Source organism: Peribacillus sp. SRI_006, assembly GCF_057586375.1.
In genome coordinates this window covers 90,616-108,998 of sequence record NZ_JBYCZT010000018.1, presented here as the reverse complement: position 1 = coordinate 108,998, position 18,383 = coordinate 90,616, and the positions used below count along the sequence as shown (strand labels likewise).

The following is an 18,383-nucleotide window of genomic DNA, read 5'->3' as shown; positions in this document are numbered from 1 at the left end:
GTTCCAGTCGATTCCAGAAATCCGCTCCCTTTCCGCCGACTGTCTGCCAAGCCTCCTCGACGTAAACGTCTCCGGGGTCTCGACTAGCCAGTTACTCGGCAGGAGTGTCCCATATTTCTTCCATCCTTTAAGGATTAATGTAAAAAAACTCAAGGATCACCTCGTCTTAAACTTGGTTCGGGAGGTCCAGCCTACAGGTATTCTTAAATTACATTTCAGTCGATTCCAGACAGTCGCTCCCTTTCCGCGACTGTCTGCCGAGCCCCCTTGACGTAAACACCTCCAGGATCTCGGCTAGCCAGTTACTCGGCAGGAGTGTCGCAACTTTCTTCCATCCAATTAAGGAGTACTGGAAAAAAATACGAAAGATAAATTAGTCTTAAACATGGTTCGTGATGAAACCGGCCTGCAGTTTTTTCTTTTAAAACACAAAGTTGATTGGAACGTAAGGTACGAGACTCCTGCGGGAAAAGCGTGGCATGTGAGACCCCGCAGGCGCGCCGAGGAGGCTCCCGCCCGCCCGCGGAAAGCGAGTGCCTGAAGTGGAAATCAACGTACCCATTTTACAAACCCACAAAAAAAGACTGTCGGCAAACAACTATTATCTAGTTTGTAGACAAAAGGGTTCTATTAAAATAAAACAAAGTTAATTGGAACGTAAGGTACGAGACTCTTGCGGGAAAAGCGTGGCCAAGGGAGACACCGAAGGCGAGAGACAAGGGCGGACCGCCCGCGGAAAGCGAGTGCCTGTAGTGGAAATCAACAATCAGATTTGCTAACCCTCAAAAACACTTTCCGTTTTACCTCAGAAACCCGCTCCCTTCCCTCCGACTGTCTGCGAAGCCTCATCAAAGCAAACGTCTCCGGGGTCCCGGCAGCCGATTTGCAATGGTTACTTTCTGCCTTTCGATTGATAATCATCGATGGTACATAAGCCTGGTACGCCTTTCTCATCCCCTTTAACAAAAAAGCACAAACTTATTCAAACTGATTCTACTAACGTAGTTAATCATATTGACTAAGTTTGTGCTGCATCGAAATCCCCGCACTCCCGGATGAAGGATGAATCAAAAATTTTTCGGGTATGACTACTGTATTACCGCTTCGATAAATGCAGGGAATTTGGACAATAAAAAAATCCCACTGTAAACAGTAGAATTCTTGTAATAATATTAAAACGCAAAGCTTCGTTCTCCAGGTAACGAAACCCTACGTTATGAGTATGTATTGGAGCGGGTGAAGGGAATCGAACCCTCATCATCAGCTTGGAAGGCTGAGGTTTTACCACTAAACTACACCCGCATATTCTTGTAGAAGTTTGTCGAATTACCAATCAACAAAATTAATTATATAGTTTAATGTGAAAAAATGCAATAGGTTTTTAAAAAAAATTAATAATTAGCGTATTGTAACGTTAATATATTCATTCACTCTAGTAAGTATGTTAAAAAGTCCTCTGATTCAGAGAACTTTTTTCATCCTATATGATGATTTAAGACCAAATGACTTCCATTAAACGCGGATAAACCTGCTGTGCCGTTTCAAGCAGCATGATTAACTTCCTGAACGCCAGATCCGGTACGATATCCCCCTCAATGGAGTATGAATAACGAATCGAAATGGTCCCATTTTCTTCATACAGTTTGGAATACCTGAAATTAGCATTAAATTCATTCAACAGTGTATGTACATCCTGTTTCTTTTCAGGGTTCTTCAACTCGGCGACATTAAAGCAAAATAAGTCCGCCACATTTTCATCTTGATTGAAAGCAAATACTAAAAGGACCTTCCACCCGTCCTTTAACTTTTGCTCGGCTCTAAAAAAGGTGGTGCCATCTTCATTCAACTCATTCATATAGATTTTCTCACTAGTTAAAAAATCACGAAATTTAGCAACGTTTGACATGGTTCATCACCTTTCTGTTTATAAGTCCATTTTATAATGAAAACAAGCATTTTTACAGACTTTTCTATTATCCTGCCAATTTCCTCCTTTTAACAGGGGCGACCTTAAAAGGAAGGGAGTCATATATGAACTCCCTTCCTGGATTGATTATTCAGTTGCTTCTCCGCAAAACTGAAGCGCTACTTGCAGGTCCAAAATTACCTGGCGGATTTTTGAGTATCCTTCCATTTCAGGAACTTCTTTATTCGTAAGTGGTCGACCTATATCTGCCGCTATCGTCATGGCTTATCCTTCAAATGGTTTAAGAGATACCACTAATATATTTTACTAGAAAGGAAATCGGCCTTTTCCCGATTGAATATCGAAAAAAGGCCGATTTTGTTATTGCTCCTTAAAATCACAACGAAGAACCTTCCTCAGCTATATTTCCATAAAACTTATAGTTGAGCGAATTCGGGTTCCGCAACTTTTACAAGCTGTTTTCCGAGGTTCGTTCCTTTAAACAGACCTAAAAATGCATCCGGTGTGTTTTCGAACCCTTCAATAATCGTTTCTTCATACTTCAGCTTTCCTTCTTGAAGCCACTTACCTAATTCCGTAGCACCCTCCTGGAATCTAGCAGCATAATTTCCAACTGTGAAACCTTTCATTAGTGCACTGGTTTTGATCATTGCCGATTGCAGACGCGGTCCTAGATCTTTTCCTTCCGCGTTATATGAGGAAATCGCCCCGCATAATGGAATTCGGGCATTCGCATTCAAAAGTGTAAAAACAGCATCGGACACCTCGCCGCCCACATTATCGAAATAAATATCGACTCCATCAGGAACAGCATTGGCTAAATCTGTCGCAAAACTATCACTTTTATAATTTACGGCTCCATCAAACCCGAGCTCTTTCGTTAAGTACTCAAGTTTTTCATCCGAACCAGCGATGCCAACAACCTTCGCACCTTTAATCTTAGCAATTTGTCCGACTACTGAACCAACTGCTCCAGCTGCTCCTGAAACAACTACCGTTTCACCTTCTTGAGGTTTACCAATATCAAGCAAACCAAAATATGCAGTTAAGCCGGTCATTCCAAGAATCCCCAAATGAGTTGTGACCGGAGCCACCTTGGGATCAATCACACGGATTTCCTTTTCAGTGACAACTGTGTATTCTGCCCAGTCGATATTCCCAACAACGACATCCCCTTGTTTGAAGGAATTCGATTTCGACTCAACAACTTCAGCAACAACGCCCCCCGTGATGACCTTATTCAATTCAAATGGAGCTATATATGATTTGGTATCTTGCATTCTGCCACGCATGTATGGATCGACAGATAAATATAGTGTACGTACTAAAATTTCATTATCCTTCGGTGTGGGAACTTCACTCTCAACAAAGTTAAAATCCCCTTTCGAAGGCATACCTTTCGGGCGATTTGCCAGGGTGATTATTTGTTGTTTGGTTTGTGTCATCATTGTTCCTCCTTGGTTTGAATACGTAATTTCGAAAAGAAGCGTATCACTGATGAAGTTCATAGGTCAAAGAATATGATTGGCTATTGCTTCCATAACACTATTTATGTATCCTTTCCTGAAAACCTCAAACTTGCTACAGCCTATTATGTCCCATGTTTTTCATTTTAATAAACGTTTCGCTCACCAGAAAAATTTAACGGCCTTTCCCCGATTGGATACCGGGAAAAGGCCGTAGCTTGAAATACTCTTTTTTTATTTTCCGTTACAGGGCTACTGCCCCTTCTTCTTATGAACTATTTCATGGATAGTCTACATCAATTTTGAAATGAACATCGTTGCCATTCCAAAGTAAATTAGTAACGAGAGTATATCATTCAGTGTTGTAATTAGCGGACCAGACGCAACTGCGGGATCGATGTTGAATTTATATAATATCAAAGGAATAATGGTCCCAGCTAAAGTCCCGATAATCAGGGTCATCACCAATGAACTTCCAACCACTAATCCCAAAACGGGATTTCCCTGCCAAACATAAGCTATGATGGAAATTAATATTCCGCAGGTGATGCCTATTATCAAGCCAACTTTCAGTTCCCGTATAATGAGCCTGGTCACGGCTCCTTTATCCGTATCACTAGTGATTAGGCCTCTTACAACAACAGCTAAAGATTGAGTGCCTGTATTTCCAGTCATCCCTGCGATCATCGGCATAAAGAAGGCAAGTGCAACAACTTTGGACAAGGTTTCTTCAAAACCGCTTATAATGGTTCCGGACACTAATCCGATGAATAAAAGTAAAATAAGCCAGGGCAGCCGACGATATGCGGCCACATGCGCCTTCGTGTCAAAGTCTATAGCTTTACCGGATGCCGATAATTTTTCAATATCTTCATTCGCTTCCTTAATGACAACATCAATAATATCATCGACGGTTACAATTCCTAATAACTCATTATTTTTTTCAACTACTGGAATTGCTAAAAAATCATACCGCTCGATAACACGAGCCACCTCTTCTTGGTCTTCATCTGCAGAAACGGAGATAACCCGGCTGTACATAATATCTTGAATTTTTTCAGATTCATCATTTATTATTAAATCCCGATAAGAGACAACACCTACTAATTTTTTATCATTATCTATTACATAAAGATAGTTGATCGTTTCCGAAAACTCCGCAAAGATTTTCAGTTTTTCAACTGCTTCACGCACCGAATAATGTTGGGGGATCCATACAAAACGGTTTGTCATGATTCTCCCTGCCGTTTCAGGGGGATAATTCATGATATTTTGAACGATTTTTGATTCTTCTTTTTTCATGCCAGAAAGAAGTTCTTCGATTTTTCCAGGGGATAGGTCCTCTAACAATGAAGCTAGATCATCATTATCCATTAAATCCATTACATGGCCGGATTTTTCTATTCCCAATTTACTAAGGATTTTTAATTGATGGACTTTCTCAACTTCTTGAATCAGTTCAGCGATTTGTTCTGAATCGAGTAACAACAAGAAGCGTGTATGATGTTTTTCTGGGAGCCCCTCAAAAATACGCGCAATGTCATATGGTTGGAGTTCATCCAATATCGCTTGAAATTCTTTCTTTTTTCCTTCTTTTAATACCTTTATGATCTGTAAAGTCATTTGATCTTCACTCCTTTTTAGGGGAGCCAAAAAATATTTCCCTTAAATATTAAAAGTAAAAAAAATATTATTATTCCCCTTCCAAAATCTTGTTTCCATTCACGAGTATGTCGTCGTGAATAGTTATCCAAATCCCTCACCTCCAGGAAAAAATAAAAACACCTCCATTACAAATGAAGGTGTTAAATACGGTATATATGCGTACATTGTCTGGATGACAAATACAAACAGCCGTATATGACTGAATGACAAATACAAGCATAAATCCAGTTCCTCCATTCGTAGAGCTTTAGCACTGTGTGGCATAGGACAAAGCCAGCTACATTAAAAACCACCTTATGTCGATGGTTTCTGTTGACCCATTGGCGTCTTTCGACATTTTTGGGCAGTAGCGTATCTCCTACACAGGAGCCTCACCTAACGAGGATATTTAATTTACACATCCACTCTAAAAGAGTTTCATTTAGATGTCAATGGTTAATTCAAATAATTCTAACTTTGACCTGATATCCATCCCCAAAAAAGTTACCTGAAAAAAACACCGACTTTTGCTCTCCCGGTTATTATGCCTGATTGAATGTCCCTTCGATATTTTTTAAGAATTCCTCTTAACAGCCACAATTGCCACCCTATTTAAAAGGATACAACGGAGAAATACATGCAACTACAAGGGAAAATATTGGAATTACATATTGAAACTTACTTATAATGAAGACGGATATCCAATGACTGAGTCTAATTATTTTAAGAAAGGAACTGGCTCAAATGAAAAAAATTTTGTCGATTATATGTATTATCGTAAGTGCTGCTTTATTAATGGCTGGTTGCAGAACCAAGGACGAGGTGCAGGTGAAAGAGAAATCGAAGGAAGTGAGCTCATTGAACGCTATTGAAGGCAGATGGGAAGGAGATATTAAAATCCCAAATCAACCGCTTCCAATCATTGTTCATTTTACGAAGAAAGATGGAACGATAAGTATTCCTGTACAAGGGTTGAATGAATTCCCCTTAACAAGTGTAAGGTTAAGTGAATCAGACTTGTTTTTTGATATGAAAATCCAAAACCAGCAAATTACGTTTGATGGGAAAGTAAACCAGGATAAGATTTCAGGAACATTCGTTCAAAAAGGGCAAGCCTTCCCCTTTGAATTGCTCAAGAAATCCGATCAGGCAGTTGAAGAAAAAGAATCAGGTGAAATCGTGCAGGCCGACTTAAAGAACGGAACCATTAAAGGCCTTTTAGAAACACCAAAACATGAAGGGCCTTTTCCTGTGATGATTATAATTGCGGGTTCCGGGCCGACCGATAAAGATGGTAACACCATTGCAAATCCCGGAAAAAATAATAGTTTGAAAATGTTAGCCGAAAGACTTGCTGAAAAAGGGATTGCAAGCATCCGGTATGATAAGCGCGGAATTGGTGAAAATATGCAATTGGCAGGAAAAGAAGAGGACCTGAGATTTGAACAGTATATTGATGATGCAGCTGCCTGGGTCCAATTTGCCAAAAAGGATGGCCGTTTTTCCAAAGTCGGCATCATCGGCCATAGCGAAGGCTCGTTAATTGGAATGGCAGCCGCAAAGAAAACAGAAACAGACATATTCATTTCATTGGCGGGTGCAGGTGAACCTATTGACCAAGTTCTCATCAAACAGCTTGAAGAGCAGCTTACACCGGCGTTATTAACGGAATCCAAAGATATACTGGCAAAGCTAAAACAAGGAAAACAAGTCGAGACTGTCAGTGCTGATCTGCAAAGTGTATTCCGCCCCTCTGTTCAGCCATACATGATTTCTTGGATTCAATATAACCCGCTAGAATCAGTAAAGGAACTGAATATCCCTGTTCTAATCGTAAACGGCAATAGAGACATTCAAGTGCCGGCAACTAATGCAAAAGCGTTACATGAGGAAAAAGGCGATTCAGAATTACTTATAATCGAAAAGATGAATCATGTATTGAAAGAAGCCCCTGCAGATCGAGCAGGAAATTTAGCAACCTATACAAATCCTGAACTGCCATTATCCTCTGGATTGGTGAGTGGAATCATTGAATTTTTAAATAAAAATGACATCACCAGAAATTGAGAATTGTGTCTCCCCCGGGTTTGCAAAGATCACTCAAATGATTCTTGCGCCTACAATATTAAGGTAAATAAGGAGATCAAAATTGAAAATTATAGCTTTAAAATTACCAATTGATTTGAATGAAAATACTTATGAAGAAATGCTCAATTTGTGTTCTCGACAAAGACAATTGAGCATACACAAATTACAAAAGATAAAGGATAAATACCGTTCTTTATTTGGGGAGCTATTAGCTAAGTGGTGCATAAGTGACAGTTTAAAAGATCCATTTCAAAATATCCAATTTGTCTTAGGTGAAAATAGGAAACCCCATCTAGCAGGAGGAAGAATTCACTTTAATATTTCCCATTCAGGTGATTGGGTTGTTGTTGGCATTCATAATGATTCCATAGGCGTTGATATAGAAGAGGTCAAAGATTTCAACATCTATGAAATTGCCAAAAGTACTTTTAGCAGTGAAGAACTAATGTATTTAATTAAAACACCCAAAGCTAATCAAATCGAAATTTTCTTTAAAATGTGGACGCTGAAGGAAAGCTGGTTAAAATGTATAGGTTCAGGTTTTTTGGTTCCCCCAAATACTTTTTCAATCTTGAATAGAAGGAATCGTTATAGTTTAGAAATACCAACTGAGGAATTTTCAAAATTAAAAACACTAGGTTTAAAAATTGGAAATACGTCTGACTATCGTTTTAAGTTGTATCATCTTGGACCTGGGTATCCCATAAGTGTTTGTATTAATAACGGAAATGAAAATCACTTTGAATTCCCTGATACTATCGATATTATAGAATTGAATAGTTTAATGAATGGGTTGAAAGCACTTTGAATAACTTTATATTACTATATAGAAGTTTTAAAGCGTCGTTCATGATTTTCCCTGAAGCTGAGAAATGAGGCACTTTATCATGGAAACCATTGCCTAAGAACAAACGGTAAGCCCTATTTGTTTTCAACTTCTTCAATTTTTTTACGCATCGCTGAATGGAATCATATTAATAAAGCATCGTCATCACCTCAAGCTTATTCATTCTATTTTTAAAAAATGAAGACTTTAGGCAATTCTATCTAAATGGCAAAACAATGTTGAGTGGAACGTAAGGTGCGAGACGCCTGCGGGAAAAGCGAGTGCCTGGCGTGGAAATCAATGTTCAAAATGTGCAACCGAAAAAAATGCAGACAAACTCAAATTTCATCGAGTTTGTCTGCATTCCGAAGGCAAAATATTTCTGCCTTTTTTTATATTTTCTCCGATATACTCTGTCCAACTTTTGAATTATAAGCTAATAAACTTTTTTGAAAGAGCATGAAAAATAGGAAAGCGCTTATTAAGGAAGAAAAAGCAGCGACCAGAAAAGCTCCCTCATGCCGAATCAATGGTACAAATGCTAGTAACTGTGGAGCAAATATTCGACTTATTGAATAGCGTATATTTGCCGCAGCAAAGTACTGTGCTTTTTGGTTAGCAGGCGCAATGCCAGCAATGTAAGAATCCTGTGTACTAACAACAAGTAATTCAGCTACTGTAAGGATTAAGACTCCTATAAAAAAACCTATATAGTTTTGAGAAAAACCAAAGATAACCATGGAGAAAGCATACAAAATACTGGAACCAACAAACCCAAAACGGGTGCTATACTTTGAAGAAAGTCTAGCCGCCATGCTGCCTAAAATAATGACCAAAATCCCATTCGTCATTAACAAAGAAGCATAGTTTTGAGAAGCATTAATTGTAAAACCGAATATTGATGTACTTTCAGATAAACGATCTAGTAAAGTTGACGGAAGCAATATTTCTAACTGCATGAAAGCTTGAGCTGCAAATACACTGGCAACAACAAAAATTAAAAGGCGTTTATCTTTTCCTATAAGCACTACTGCTTTTGTAAACTTACCATTTGCATTCATTCTTTCTTCATTACCTAATTTTCTATCATCCTGAAATTCCGGAGTTTTCCATAGTGATATATATACTAAAGTCAGTACAGATACCAAGGATGTTCCAATAAACCAAATAGGCATGGAATCAAATATAAAACTTCCTATAAGTGGACCAAGCGTCACCGCAACATTAAATATCTGGTAGGTGAATACATAAGCTTTTTTTTGTTCCTTTTCATCGAGCCAATCAGATATATAAGCTCTTCCTGCGGGTATATATGAAGAATAAGCTATACTCATTAAACCGAAGCTGCCAAACACCATTATATTGCTTCCAGCTATTCTTCCAATGATAAATAATATAGTCGCAACCAGAAAACCTATACTTGAAGATATCATCATAGGTTTTCTTCCTATCCTATCTGCAAAGATCCCACCCCAAATACCTGATATTACACCCAATACTGAAATTATGGCTAAAGCAAAAGATGCTAGGTAAGGGTTCCAGGCATCGTTTAAATATAAAACAATAAATGGAAATAGCATATAAAATAAAGTGTTTTGAATACCCTCAGCAAAAAATCTCCAACGCATATGATTTTTTTTCATACTAAAAACCCTTTTTCCTTAGATTTATACATACCTTATAGATGCAACTTGTTCCATAATAATCTTAGCAACATTTTCAGCATTTGGAGATTTATAGATCGTAAAATGTTGAGCTGGAACTGAACGCACTGTTAGTTCCCCAGCCAAGTAATTTTCCCACCCCACAGTGGTATCCTGCTCATTTTCTTCAGCTCGTATAAACAGAACTTTTCCATAAAAAGCTCCTGATATATTGTAACGATGAATAGCGACATTATTTGCTTCCCAAATTCCCAAGCCGCTCTTAACATCCTCAACTTCCGCGTCCATATGGAGATGACCGCCATCTTTTCCTAAGTTTAAAAGGAATTCCAATAGTTCCCCTTTGTCCATATGGGTTAACTTATCCGGATTAAACTTATCATTAGCTCCATTTGTAAACTTTAATGCATATGATTTAACAAACTCCATTTTGTCGAAATCACGAGCTTTACTGAAATGACAGTCTAATAATGTTAATAAACCAACGTCTCTTCCTTCAGCCTCAAAGGAACGAGCTATTTCATAAGCCACATTACCACCGAACGAATAACCCGTAATATAATATGGCCCTTCATGTTGAACAGATAGAATATAAGAAGCATATCGTTTAGCCATATTTAATAAATCATCTTCATATTTATCACTTTCAGGAATCTCCGCACTTTCAATTCCCCAGACGTCAAACATTTCATTTAATTCCGCAGCCATTTCTTTATAACACCAAAGTGCTCCGCCAGCTGGGTGAATAAACCATATTTTTTGACGGTTCTCAGCTGGTGAGACGTGTACTACGCCATTAGGTTTAATGGAATTTGTTATAACATGAGCTATTCCTTGTATAGTGGGATAATCAAATACAATTGATACTGGCAAAGTTAGCTCGAATTGTTTATTTAGTAGAGCAATAAATTTCATGGCCAATAACGAATGTCCACCTATTTCAAAAAAGTTACTATTTATATTGTCGTCTGAGTTTCTGAAGATATCCTTCCATATGTTCTGAACTTTCATCAATGTTTCTTTATCCGCATGATAGTTTTTGTCATTTTTCAATATTGTAGCTTCAATACTATTTTCCTGGATTTCAAATTTAGTGGTTTCATCAGCTATTCTTTGCATTTGAGAGATCCATTCTTGCTTCACTTCCGAGATTACATGATCCGTAAACAAATCGTTACAGTATTCTATTGTGAATGTTGAATTCTCTCCATCATGTTCTATGATGAAACTAAGATCGCATTTGGAAGTATCACTTAAAACCGATTCCATCTTAAATTGAGTATAGGGTTGTTTTTTCAAAAATCTATTATATACAAACATAACTTGAAATAGTGGCCGATAGTCACTACTTCTACTCTTCAGAACAGCAGGAATAATTTTTTCAATGGGAATATGCTCGTACTTTATTATCTCGGCATAATCCTGTGCAATTTTTTCGGAAATACTTTTTAATGTAGCATCCTCAGTAAAGTTTATTCTAAACGGAACAACATTAACATAATTCCCAATCGCTTCAAAATCCTGTTCGTGGGTTCTATTTGCTACTGGTACCCCCATGCAAATATCCCGTTGACCACTCATTCTGGCAAGGACATAAGCTGCCATTGCTAGATGAATGGAGAATTCTGTAATTGATGTATTCTGACAAAAAGAAAGTATCTTTTGCTCTAGTTCTTTTGGCAGCGAAAACTTTATATGATTACCATTTATTGTTTGGGTACTCCCCTTCATCATACTTGTTGAGAATCTTGATTGATTTGGAATCTGTTCTAGATACTCCGTCCAAAATTTAAGACCCTCACTAAAATCCATTGAGTTTTGATGATGTGCAAATTGGAAGAATGCAGCATTCATTTCCGTATTTTCCACTAGATCGGTTCCAATAAGTTCATGCAACTCATCTACAAATAACTGAGAGGACCAACCATCAACTATTAGATGATGGAAAGTTAATAATAAATATTCCGCCTTGTCAGTACTAAATAATGAGGCACGAAATCCTCCCTTATTTAATTCAAACTTCCTTTCTGCTTCAGTTTGAATTTCTTCTCTTAAGCCCGTTTCCTCAACTGAACGTTCACTTATTTCGGAATTCAGCGTACTGTCATATTTCTGTATATATTCACCATTGTTAGTTAATATAATTCGTGATGATAAAATCGGATGTCTTCTTCGTAAATAGGAAATTGCTTTTTTTATTTTTGTAGTTTTACCTTTTTCAAAGTTTAACAGAAACGCTATATGATATTGAGATGCTCCTTTTTCTTGTTCAAAGAATAGTATTCCCTGTTGTCCCAACGATAATGGGGCTTCAAGATTAGCATCAAATTTTTGGTTTATCTTTTCCAATTTCTTAGGTTCTACAGTATTCTTGCCATTCTTTGAAATATTCTTTTTCAGATAATCTGCTTGTTTTCGAATTGTTGGATACAAGAAGACAAATCCATGTGTTAACGAAAGTTGAAACTCCGCGGAAAGAAGGTTTGCGAGTCGAATTGCCAGTAAAGAATGCCCTCCTGCTGAGGCAAATGCAGTTGTAGCAGAATGAACTTTTTCTCCTAAGACATCTTCCCAAATATTCGCAATGACTTGCTCCCATTTATCATGAATTCCGCCAAAATCATTATTACTTCTAAAAGGTACTAAAGATAATTGCCGTCGATTCATTTTCCCATTCTCTAAATAAGGGAAACGATCCATCTGGACAAAAAAATTAGGAATCATATAGGAAGGCAAACGTTTTTCAATATAGCTTCTCAACCCAATCTCATCCCAAGACTCAGTATCACAACGTATATAAGCTACAAGCCATTGTTCTTCGACTTCTTCACGAACCTCTACTACTATGTCTTTAACGAAGGATACTTCTCGTATGGTTTCTTCAATTTCACCAAGTTCAATACGAAGTCCTCTTAACTTTATTTGTAAATCTTTACGACCTCGAAATTCGTAATGACCATCTTCTCTAATATGAACAAGATCTCCAGAGAGGTAAGACAATTGACCTGTAGAAGGACATATAACAAACTTTTCTTTTGTAGCATCGGGAAGACCAAAATAACCCAAGGCTAGACCCTCACCGGAAATCAGTAGTTCCCCTTCGCATCCAGTACCTAATAAATTCAACTCTTCATCCACAACATGTACTGAAGCATTATCGATTGGCTGTCCCAAATCGATTTCTCTAAAAAGGTGATTTTCACCTGGCAAACAAACTCTATAAGTAGTATCAATAGCTGCTTCAGTAGGACCATATAGATTTATAATCGGTATTGGTAAATTCGTTTGGATTTTATTTACTAATGATGTTTGCAATGACTCACCACCGCAAAACAATAGGCGCAAGGATGTGAAATTGGATAATGACTCCTGTTCTGACAGTAATTTAAGTACAGTTGGTACAAACTGTACAACTGTTACTTTATGCCTTTTGATATCAGTTGCAATATCAAATGGGTTGGATGAACCGATAACCATAGTACCACCAGACGATAGTGGTGCAAATATCTCCCAAACAGAAGCATCGAATCCCGATGCAGTTTTTTGTAAAAATATATCATCTTCAGTCCAAGAAAATTCTTTTTGCATCCATTGCATATGATTGACAATGGCACGATGCGGAATAACTACACCTTTTGGTCGTCCTGTAGAGCCCGATGTGAAAATGATATAGGCAGGTGTTTCATTATTAATCAGAACCATTGGAGGATCTTCCGCCCTAATTTTAGAATGCTCCCTTAAATCTATCAAATTCCGATTAAAGGCTAAATCCTTAACGGAACCGTCAGTCATTAATACATTGACTTCTGCTTTTTCAATACAATACCTTAATCTGTCTAATGGATAAGAAGGGTCAAGTGGTACGTAAGCAGCACCCGCTTTTAGCGTTGCAAGCATGGCAGCTATTAATGCAATGGATCTTTCTGCTGCAATGGCGACCCGGTCTCCTTCGTTAATACCCTTTTTTGCAAGCAAATGGGCGAGAGCATTTGCCCAAGTATCCATTTCCTTATATGTTATAACCACATCTTTATCTTTTATTGCAATGTTATTGGGATATATAGTTACCATAAGTTCAAAAGCATTTTGAAGAAACCTATTATTCATAATAATTTAGCGTATTGGCAAATCAATAACGCTGTCCTCCTTTGGGCAACTTAGTATGTATTATAAAATTCAAAACTATTAGAGGAAACAAACCTGTCGGGAGCTAACTCCCGACAGATTTATTATTTATCCGTTTACAATGCAATCTGTACCATCTACATAATGCTCTTTATGTTCTTCTAAACTCCACAAATTAACGGTTTTCATTATCCAACGAGTTCTTTGCTTCTCCACATCCGTGATTTCTTCAACATCCTTACCATGAATTGAATGATTGTTTGACAAGGAAATGAATTCACCCGCCTTTAGTAGGTGCGGAGCCTTTAATTCATGTAGTAAAACTTTTATTTTATCTACAACTCCCTGGGCTTCTTCCGTAAGACCCACTGTCCGATTTTCAAAATATGCAATATCAAATTCTTCTTCATTCAATAGGATGGCGTGATTTTTTGCACGCCCTAATTCAGTACGATTACCATATGTCGATAAATCATCAAAAGGTGTATAGAAGAGTTCTTGACGCATCAAATTTAAATCAGAAGGATCAAGTTTCTGAATTAAATCAATATTTTTGACGAATGTTGTAAAGATTCGATTTCCTTCATAGGCCCTCATTGATAACATATTCACAAAATCAGGCCGAACGAAATGATTTGCTAAATCTTTATGGAATCCTAAAGCCACCAGTGCTTTTTGTGATTGTGTTTCTGATAAAGATTTCATGGGATAGATATCTTGAAAGACATCGCCATCATTTACATTTATATATCCAATAGCTGGCATTTCCATGACTTGAGCATAGAATTGGAGAAAACCTTCCCCAACATATGTTTTTTTAAGCTCTCTTTTTGATTGAACTGGTGATTCATGATCAAAAATAGGAACATCTTTATCTATAGGGCAGTTTTGTAGATATAAGTAAGGTTCTTCCTTCCAAATCCTATTACCGGCAGCTTTTATTTTTTCCACAATATCTTCTATTTCAACATCGTTATCGACAATGTTTTCGATTTCTGAACGAAAGGAAGTGTAATCTTCATAAGGATTACATTTTAACTCCAAAAATTTATTTGTAAGAAGTTGATTCTCTGCATCTGTAAACACATAATCAACTTTTAATTTATTCTTCGTACTTGCATTAGTATCTACACCCATTAACTTAGCTCCAATTCTATTGATTTTATTTTTACGCAGTAAATCACTAAAGTCTAGATGTGAAAAAATCTAGCAATCTTCTGAATAATAGGGCCCTATTAATATGTAAATACGTAATATGATTGCTGGTGCTACCAAATTTTAACACGATAGTTTTCAGAATTCAACGAATGTTAAAAAAATACAACTTCTTGCTCATTACCACTCACATTAGAGCTTTCATTCTTTAAATGGCAATGTCATGATTCGTCATTTTCTGAACACCTGGCATGGCAGTGTTACATGAGATCAAAAGGAGGATTTTGGTGTTTTATAACCTGATTTATGGTGATGTACTGCCTGGTTGATAACAGTTGAGAAATACAAGAAAATGCCTGAGCTTATATGTCATTAAGTCAGGGCATCTAAATCAACCGGGCATCGAATTTTTCTTCATTTTTTGAATATATGTAAGTAATGAAGAGTAAGAGCATTCCTCTATTGACCTGATCGAGTAATGATCCTAAAACCCTGAGATCAGAAAAGCAACGTTGCGACTTCCTACCTAATTTGATCACCGTAAATGGAACAGGAACTTATGGACTGTAATTTTGCGTGGATAAAAGTAATCACCTATGTCATATTCCGTACTTAGGGTTAAAGAATGATGCCCTACCAAAATAGCAAGTGTTTATTGAGCCACGTAAAATAGCCATCCTTCATATACATGGCATCAGTTGGCCATGATGAACGATCCTGTTTCAACAAAATCGTACATCCAGAAAAACAATGGCAGGTAATCTAACAAAGAGGAAGATTTTGTATAAATTCATTAGTATAATTGATGAAATTACAATAAGAAAGGAAAGATCACTCATGCATGCTTTAAAAAAGAATGCCACATGTACCCTTGAAATCAGTTATCTGTATATACTGTTCTTTTTTTCAGAGCTACAAACTACTACTGCAAGCTTTTTAAAAATAAAGTAAGAATTATGTAATTAAAACCTCTTGAATGAACTATGCTAAAAGATCCTACGAACATTCCCTTACGAGTATTTTATCTTCATTATTAGCACTTTCAACCGTCATAACAGCCAATTTGTACGCCTTGTCTGTGCAAGATCCCTCAAAGGCGAAATGGCAATTCCCCTTACGGTTCCAGATTGATAAACTGGATGCCCGACAATCGTTTTAAGACATTAACTCAGTCCTCTGTAACTCCATAGGGCTGAGCTTTTTTCAACAGGTAATGATTATTCTACCTGCCCTCCCTACTGAGCTGCCTTACTAGCCGTGAATAAAAAATATTAAAAAGTTGTTCCTTTCAAGTGAGAAACATAAGTTCTCCAAAAAAGGACAAACTGTATTTGAAAAAAGAAAGGAGATGTGAGACATGACAAAAAAATTCAATAAAGGCAGCCGTAACCAAAATTCGCCGCAATTACACGGTCAAACCCCTGTTAGTGGGGACAACAGCAAAGGAAATAAAAGAAATAAAGATCAGAGCTCTAAATCAGAGTAACTAATGAAACAAACCGGTCATATTCAGACCGGTTTGTTTCAAATGCAGGCACTCTTCATTGTTAAAAAGAACAATTCTCAAAGGTCCCTTCTAGCGATCATTGAATTATCCTGTGTACACTGGACCAACTTTGATTCCAAAAAGCCCAATTCAGTAAAAGCGTTCCAAACTGAAAATGGAGTGCTGCAAAACTGACCCCAGGAAAGTTTTAATTGGAAGGAATTCGTTTTACATATTTAAACCGGATGTAAATGTGAAAAATCATGTTGAGTTAGCTATTTGATTCTTTTTGCATTAGATTTTCTGCTCTAGTGTTGATGTCTCCAAATCATCAGTATCTTGATGAGTATAAGTAAAGTTTTTTGTCATCAAACTGACCACCACTAAAACAACAATGTTAACAAATAGGGCGATAATACCAACATTCAGGTCTTTTATTGCCTGAGGAATATAAGGAAACAGTTGACCAATTTTTATATTCCCCAGTTCCATGATGGAAACTAGCACTCCTCCTGTTATAATCCCGGCAAATGCTCCATGTTTGGTTACAAAATTATTTCTCATCAAACTGGCGAAAAAGGCAGGAGCTAGTTGTGTGATGAAATTATAGGCGATTAACGCGAGACTAAAGAGGGTATTTCCACCCTGAAAGGTCAAGTATATTCCTAAAAGAGAAATAAGCGGAACCATGTATTTTACCAGTTTTGCAATCTGTTTTTCCGTTGCTGATGGAGTGAATACGCTGTATACATTTTTCGCAAGCAATGTTGATATAGACATCAACAGCATGGAACTTGGGACTAGAGCGGCTAACACGCCAGTACCACCGATTAAGCCTACAAACCATGGATCAAATTCTTGTTTAGAAAGCTGCAGCAAGATAAGGTCGGCGTCGCCGCCTTTTAATCCAGGCATCTGTAAGATCGCTGCAAACCCGACAAAAAAGGCAAACAATAAAATCAATTGGTACATTGGCATTAGGATTGCATTTTTTCGCAGTGCTTTCTCGCTAGAGGCAGCATAAATAGGAGAAAACCCGTGCGGCCACATATAAAATCCAATAGAGCTTAATATAACGGTCGATATATACCATGAAACGCTCATTCCCTGATTTGGAAGTATGGTATAGTTCGGTTTTGCCTGTTCAACGGCCTCATACATAGGTTGAAGACCGCCATAATAATGAAGTGGGAAATAAACTCCTAAAAATACAACAACGCCAAGAATCAGAATATCCTTCAAAATAGCTGTCCTGGCAGAACCGTGAATACCGGAAACCATTACAAAAATGGTAACACCAATTGCTCCAACCCAAATGGCAGCTGTAGAAGAAATGACCCCATAGGATGTTGCAGAAACGATATATCCTAAACCCTTCAATTGCAGGACCAAGTAGCAAGTACAAGCTATAACACCTATAACCGCAACAAGTACACCAAGATAGGGACTTTGATATTTTTTTACAAAAAAATCAGATTGGGAAACTAATTGATGCTTCTTTGCATACCTCCAGATTGCCGGAAATGTCCAATAGGAGATGACTGTAGCCAGACAGCCATATGTGACAATACTAAAGATGGAACCACCTTCCCCATAAGCTGAGCCACTTGCACCTAAAAAGGTAAAGGTAGTATACATTTCACCTGCGGATAAAAGGAAAATCAAAAGGGCTCCCATTCCGCGGCCTCCAACCGACCATTGTTCCAAATTCATTTCTTTCCCTTTTTTAGCCTGGATACCGATCAAAACGGAAATGACGAAAAAAAACAGGATGAAAAGAACGGCAATATTCATCTTGAATCTCCCTTCTGATCAGAAGGATCCAGTAGATAAATAGCCCACATTATACCTGTAGTTAGCACAGACCAAAGTACAATCCAAAAATGAAAAAATGGCATACCCAGAACATAGGGAGTCACTTTATTTGTAAACAAGGCGCCTACGATAAAACCAAGAAACGGGATAATTCCGAGCCAATATATTTTTTTCATTCTCTTAGCCC

The 18,383-nt window shown here is 37.5% G+C and carries 12 protein-coding genes, 1 tRNA gene and 1 riboswitch; of the genes, 3 read left to right on the top strand and 10 right to left on the bottom strand.

What is annotated here, in order from left to right; all coding sequences use genetic code 11:
- Positions 1–1,228 precede the first annotated feature (1,228 nt).
- The 5 genes from AC2YHV_RS23360 to mgtE all read right to left on the bottom strand — a co-directional run bounded on the left by AC2YHV_RS23360 (position 1,229) and on the right by mgtE (position 5,016).
- Positions 1,229–1,302 (bottom strand) — tRNA-Gly (locus tag AC2YHV_RS23360).
- Between the two features lie 190 nt (positions 1,303–1,492).
- Positions 1,493–1,906, bottom strand: coding sequence for a YbjN domain-containing protein (locus AC2YHV_RS23355; RefSeq protein ID WP_053533892.1), 414 nt, complete (start codon positions 1,904–1,906; stop codon positions 1,493–1,495).
- Between the two features lie 147 nt (positions 1,907–2,053).
- Positions 2,054–2,188 carry a hypothetical protein gene (locus AC2YHV_RS23350; RefSeq protein WP_487374278.1) on the bottom strand — a complete coding sequence of 45 codons (135 nt, stop codon included), beginning with the start codon at positions 2,186–2,188 and terminating at the stop codon, positions 2,054–2,056.
- A 155-nt stretch (positions 2,189–2,343) separates the two neighbouring features.
- Entirely contained in the window at positions 2,344–3,372 is a 1,029-nt protein-coding gene (locus AC2YHV_RS23345) for an NADP-dependent oxidoreductase (RefSeq protein ID WP_187050511.1), read from the bottom strand.
- Between the two features lie 312 nt (positions 3,373–3,684).
- Positions 3,685–5,016 carry a magnesium transporter gene (gene mgtE, locus AC2YHV_RS23340; protein ID WP_487374277.1) on the bottom strand — a complete coding sequence of 444 codons (1,332 nt, stop codon included), beginning with the start codon at positions 5,014–5,016 and terminating at the stop codon, positions 3,685–3,687.
- A 266-nt stretch (positions 5,017–5,282) separates the two neighbouring features.
- A riboswitch (M-box (ykoK) riboswitch) is annotated at positions 5,283–5,448 on the bottom strand.
- Positions 5,449–5,781: 333 nt separating this feature from the next.
- On the opposite strand from mgtE, the gene AC2YHV_RS23335 reads away from it, so the two are divergent.
- Both AC2YHV_RS23335 and AC2YHV_RS23330 read left to right on the top strand, forming a co-directional pair.
- Complete coding sequence (locus tag AC2YHV_RS23335) at positions 5,782–7,104, top strand: alpha/beta hydrolase family protein (protein ID WP_487374276.1); 1,323 nt, start codon at positions 5,782–5,784, stop codon at positions 7,102–7,104.
- An 82-nt stretch (positions 7,105–7,186) separates the two neighbouring features.
- Complete coding sequence (locus tag AC2YHV_RS23330; RefSeq protein ID WP_487374275.1) at positions 7,187–7,933, top strand: 4'-phosphopantetheinyl transferase family protein; 747 nt, start codon at positions 7,187–7,189, stop codon at positions 7,931–7,933.
- Between the two features lie 410 nt (positions 7,934–8,343).
- Here the strand turns inward: AC2YHV_RS23330 and AC2YHV_RS23325 are convergent, their stop codons facing one another.
- From AC2YHV_RS23325 to AC2YHV_RS23315, 3 genes are all read right to left on the bottom strand, one after another.
- Entirely contained in the window at positions 8,344–9,594 is a 1,251-nt protein-coding gene (locus tag AC2YHV_RS23325) for an MFS transporter (protein WP_057275612.1), read from the bottom strand.
- 24 nt (positions 9,595–9,618) lie between these two features.
- The gene (locus AC2YHV_RS23320; protein WP_487374274.1) at positions 9,619–13,722 is read right to left on the bottom strand and encodes a non-ribosomal peptide synthetase family protein; all 4,104 of its coding nucleotides are present in this window, start codon (positions 13,720–13,722) and stop codon (positions 9,619–9,621) included.
- Between the two features lie 126 nt (positions 13,723–13,848).
- A complete protein-coding gene (locus AC2YHV_RS23315; protein ID WP_487374273.1) occupies positions 13,849–14,877 on the bottom strand; it encodes a hypothetical protein in 1,029 nt (342 codons plus the stop codon).
- Positions 14,878–16,252: 1,375 nt separating this feature from the next.
- Here AC2YHV_RS23315 and AC2YHV_RS23310 point away from each other — a divergent pair.
- Entirely contained in the window at positions 16,253–16,381 is a 129-nt protein-coding gene (locus AC2YHV_RS23310) for a hypothetical protein (RefSeq protein ID WP_258832991.1), read from the top strand.
- 294 nt (positions 16,382–16,675) lie between these two features.
- Here AC2YHV_RS23310 and AC2YHV_RS23305 read toward each other — a convergent pair whose 3' ends face one another.
- Entirely contained in the window at positions 16,676–18,175 is a 1,500-nt protein-coding gene (locus AC2YHV_RS23305; protein WP_487374272.1) for a sodium:solute symporter family protein, read from the bottom strand.
- Positions 18,172–18,372 carry a DUF3311 domain-containing protein gene (locus tag AC2YHV_RS23300; RefSeq protein WP_487374271.1) on the bottom strand — a complete coding sequence of 67 codons (201 nt, stop codon included), beginning with the start codon at positions 18,370–18,372 and terminating at the stop codon, positions 18,172–18,174. Before AC2YHV_RS23300 ends, AC2YHV_RS23305 begins: the two co-directional genes overlap by 4 nt.
- Between the last annotated feature and the right edge of the window lie 11 nt (positions 18,373–18,383).